Below are 4,103 nucleotides of genomic sequence, written 5' to 3'. Positions count from 1 at the left end.
GCAGCATACCGAAGTCATTTAATCGCTGTTTAATGTAGCAAATGGTCTTTTATTAAACTGTCTACTTTATAGGGTTCAGTTCATTAATTGAGTACATGGGCTCTTCTTGTCTAATAACAAGAATAAATCATCTGTTTTTTATATGTACATTTTATGATCAATTCCCTAAAATAGTAAATATCAGATAAGAAAGGAGAAAGTAATTGAATACTTGCCCAAACTGTTTAGCCAGTAATTCATTTATGAAAGTACATAAAGATGGTGCTGTGATTGAGGTATGTGAGTATTGTAATACAGTTATGGAAAATAAAACAACGAGAGAAGACGTTTTAAAGTCAGAAAACGAAATCCAAAATGTAGAGGAAGGTAAAGTGTTAGGAATTATCCTATGGATATTATTGATCATCTTTATTTCCATTATTTCAATTTTAAATAATTTACATGGTTTTTAAGCACCAACTATATTATCTTTAAAATAGTTATCTTAGTTAACCCCCAAAAACAAAACGACAATTAAGCTATCTTAATCCGCTTTGCTTCTGGAAAACGGTCTACTTCATCAGCCAATACGATACGAATTGGTCTAGAAGCTAAACTTGATGGCAAATCCGCACCCACCAGTGAAATATGGCCACCTTCGAACTTTTTATGAAGCAACGTATTATTGCCGTCACGAGCTTTCACATCTGATACCTTTTTATTCTGTGCTGGTGTGTCACGTATCATGGCAGCTAGTCTGTCCTTAGAATACGACTCAGCCATTTCTAGCGTTGGCATTACAAGTAACATAGGAGATGGATCATAGTCGATAAAATAACCGATAATATTATTAAGTTTTTCTGACTTCCCTACTTGTGAACTCGACATAACAATAATATCCTCAACACTAGCATCATTGAGAGCATTCATTATTTCCCGTTGATACGGTGCTCTGTCTGTATTCCATCTTCCATATTCTGCAGAAGACTCTTGTGAAAGAACACGCTCCTTATCAGCCCATTCAGACACCTTTAACTTTGGCGGCATAGCTACTAAACTAGCTTTCTTTTGAAACAACTTTAGCGTTTTCTTTTGTGTCATATTCTACTACCTCTACAACTTCATTTTCTATTATTTCAACAAACATGGATGGATCATATGAAGCTAATTCTTGAAGAGTCTCATGGATATTCTGCTCAAGTAATGCCTCAATGTGTTTAGGATCATCTCTATTAATAAGCATTAGTGCAACTTTTGTTGGTAAAGAAAGTGCCTTTGAACGAAAAGCCATCACCATATGATTTAGCACTTTTTCTACTTCCTCTGAGCAATGCATTTCTTTTTTAATATGAGCCAGCTCAATCTCTGCTTTCTCACGCTTTACTTTTTCATGCAGCCACTTTTCACCGATGCCTTCTGCAGACAATTTCAGAAACGTAAAATATTTGCTGACTGTATCGATTAAATCAAAACACCCATCCCAAACACGACTTATAACACCTTCTTCAACAAGTTGACGGACACGCCTTTCAGTCAAATTGAACATTTTTGCAATGGCTGTTGTATTTATAACGATTTCAGATATATCCGTTTTCCCCGCTGACATAACATCACCTCATTTATCATGGCTGTTTTTTCAAAGATTGTTGCTGCTAAAACATAACTACAAAATGTGTAGAATCAACTCTGTCTTTATGTTTTGATCATTCGTAAAACTCTAAAATTTAACTAAAGCCCACGTTTAAGCGTAATTTCTCACAAACTATTAGCAGGTTTAATTAAAAGTCTTTTATATAAAAAATAAAAGAACTGAGCGAAAAATAACGCTCAGTTCTTTTGCAAACATCCAGTATCATAAATTTGCAATTATATTATTTTCGTACAGCTTCGAATGTAATGAGTTGGTAATCTTTTGATGGTTGCTTTTTGTAAGTATAATCGGCAGAACAAGTAATATCAGAAAAACCAACGCTTTCTAAAATAAGTTTAAATTCTTCGATTCCGTACCATCTCATTGCAAACTTCTGTAATTCTGTGTCTACTAGCTTACCTTTTCTCCATTTCTCGTATTTTAAATAAGATAAGGTATATTGGTCGACCCAGTTGATTTCAATTGATTTGTTTTCTAATGAAATACCTTCTACGTTAGAAAGAGGAAAGGTTGCAGTAGTAATTTCTCCTGTACGCCAATTATTTGGGAACTGCAGATCAACTATTACGCGTCCTCCTGGCATAAGATGATTATAAAAGCATTTCAAGGCATCTTTAGCATCTTTTGTATTCTCTATCAAGCAAAAGGAGCCTGTAGGTATAACAATAGCTTCATATTTTGATTCCAAAGAAAAACTACTTAAATTACCTTCATATAGCTTCGGATTCAAGCCTTTTTCTCTGCATCTTTTCCGACAAGAATCTAACATTTCAGGTGAATAGTCAAAGCCATCAACAATAAATCCCTTTTCAAGCAAAGGGATTAAGAATCGTCCTGACCCGACACAAGCTTCAAGTATCTTCCCTCTAGTCCCCTTTAATCTTTCAAGATAATATTCAATATCACCGTCAATTGAATACCCCACTGGCTTGGTAAAATCATAAACTTCCGTACATAATGCACCATAATAACTAAACATTTCTTTCCCTCCGATTTTATATGCGGAAGAACTTTAATTGAATTATTAAACCTTCCGCACCTCATATTTGTTAGATGAAGATAAAGAGCTGACTATCATATTAAATCACTCACTTTCTATACAATATATTAACATTATATACCTTTTATGGACTTAATACACTTATTTTAGTGTTTATTAAGTCCATAAAAAACTTCTTCAACTAACCTGCGTCGTTTGTTGAACAGCGACAATCTTTTTTAAAAAGTCTTTTTCTTTAACAAATATTTTTTAACAGGATGGAAGGAACACTTTTTTTCACTTTGTATCTAGCAGGATTTCGGGACTCGCGAGACCCACAGGCTGGCCTTTTTTCGCCAGAAGAACCTACACTTTTTAAATTATGTCTCATTTACACACAATTCAAAAGCTCCTCATATGAAAGTTCACTTTCGTCACTTGATTATAAAAAAGCGATACCCGACATCACATCAAAGTATCGCTTGGGTCTTCCTCATATCCATTTATCATACAATATCATCTTAACACATCTAAAAACCAAATCTCTGTCAAAAGTTTCCGATTTTTCTTTCATGTTTCTTCCAGGAAGATTTTTCACTTAAAAACTGTTGCTAAACATAACCTTGTGGGTAATAAAAAACAAGTGTAAAAATCAACTCTGATTTTTATATTTTGCAAACCGAATCTTAAACTAAAGTATCCGCTTGTTGAATAACAGTTTTGCATTCTTGTAATGAAAAAAATGATGATACCGATTATATTTAAGTATTTTGCTTAATCGTTTCTTCTACGAAAGTAAGAAAATTACTGTATGAGGAGTTTCCTCTCAAGAATTGCGATACCACATCCAAAGGTAATATCACTATATCCCTTTTTTTAGAATAAAGAACACTCTGTTTTTTGGTATTATTAAACACTCCATCAAGATTAGGAGAATAGTTGTGTACAGAATCAGACTCATACCAGTAAAAGTCCTGCCTGATATTATTTTTGATAACCTCTCCAATATAAACACCTACACGAATCACTAAATTATCAAAATGCTTATTTAACAGTTTAATACCAAATTCCGTATTCATTAATCTTTTTGTATACATATCAATATAGAGAACGCTTTCAACAGTGAAATCTAAATTTCTTTTAGTAAGGTTCTCTTTATCCCAGAAATCATTTGATACATCCTCATACATTAATTTTGCAATGCCTTTTAAATTATCTTTTTTTAACTTTGCACTATTTAAGAAACCAAACATTAGATGAAATTTCTCCTTAATCAATAGTTTATTAGTACAGCTCCGCTAATTAAATCTTTTCTTTCACTAACCTTCTCCTTTAGTTGAATAGCAACAATCTTTTAGAAAAAGCCATAAGGAAAAAACCTTCTATTTGGATATTGAATTGAACCCTATAAAGTAGACAGTTTAATAAAAGACCATTTGCTACATTAAACAGCGATTAAATGACTTCGGTATGCTGCCGGAGTCATTTTTTTTA

Annotated in this window: 5 protein-coding genes; 1 reads left to right on the top strand and 4 read right to left on the bottom strand. The window is 33.1% G+C overall.

Annotated features, from left to right (window positions below):
• Positions 1-203 precede the first annotated feature (203 nt).
• Positions 204-452 (top strand): hypothetical protein, encoded by a 249-nt coding sequence (locus ACIQZG_RS24370; RefSeq protein ID WP_402758733.1) that lies wholly within the window; start codon positions 204-206, stop codon positions 450-452.
• Positions 453-513: 61 nt separating this feature from the next.
• Here ACIQZG_RS24370 and ACIQZG_RS24365 read toward each other — a convergent pair whose 3' ends face one another.
• The 4 genes from ACIQZG_RS24365 to ACIQZG_RS24350 form a co-directional block, all read right to left on the bottom strand.
• A complete protein-coding gene (locus tag ACIQZG_RS24365) occupies positions 514-1,080 on the bottom strand; it encodes a phage terminase large subunit family protein (RefSeq protein WP_402758731.1) in 567 nt (188 codons plus the stop codon).
• Entirely contained in the window at positions 1,037-1,585 is a 549-nt protein-coding gene (locus ACIQZG_RS24360) for a hypothetical protein (RefSeq protein WP_402758730.1), read from the bottom strand. Before ACIQZG_RS24360 ends, ACIQZG_RS24365 begins: the two co-directional genes overlap by 44 nt.
• Before the next feature lie 265 nt (positions 1,586-1,850).
• Positions 1,851-2,609 (bottom strand): class I SAM-dependent methyltransferase, encoded by a 759-nt coding sequence (locus ACIQZG_RS24355; RefSeq protein ID WP_402758728.1) that lies wholly within the window; start codon positions 2,607-2,609, stop codon positions 1,851-1,853.
• Positions 2,610-3,370: 761 nt separating this feature from the next.
• Positions 3,371-3,862 (bottom strand): hypothetical protein, encoded by a 492-nt coding sequence (locus ACIQZG_RS24350; protein ID WP_402758726.1) that lies wholly within the window; start codon positions 3,860-3,862, stop codon positions 3,371-3,373.
• Positions 3,863-4,103 lie beyond the last annotated feature (241 nt).

It is taken from the genome of Lysinibacillus sp. NPDC096418 (genome assembly GCF_044762775.1).
Taxonomy (GTDB): domain Bacteria; phylum Bacillota; class Bacilli; order Bacillales_A; family Planococcaceae; genus Lysinibacillus.
Note: the sequence above shows the minus strand (reverse complement) of the source record. Positions and strands in the feature narration are given on the sequence as shown.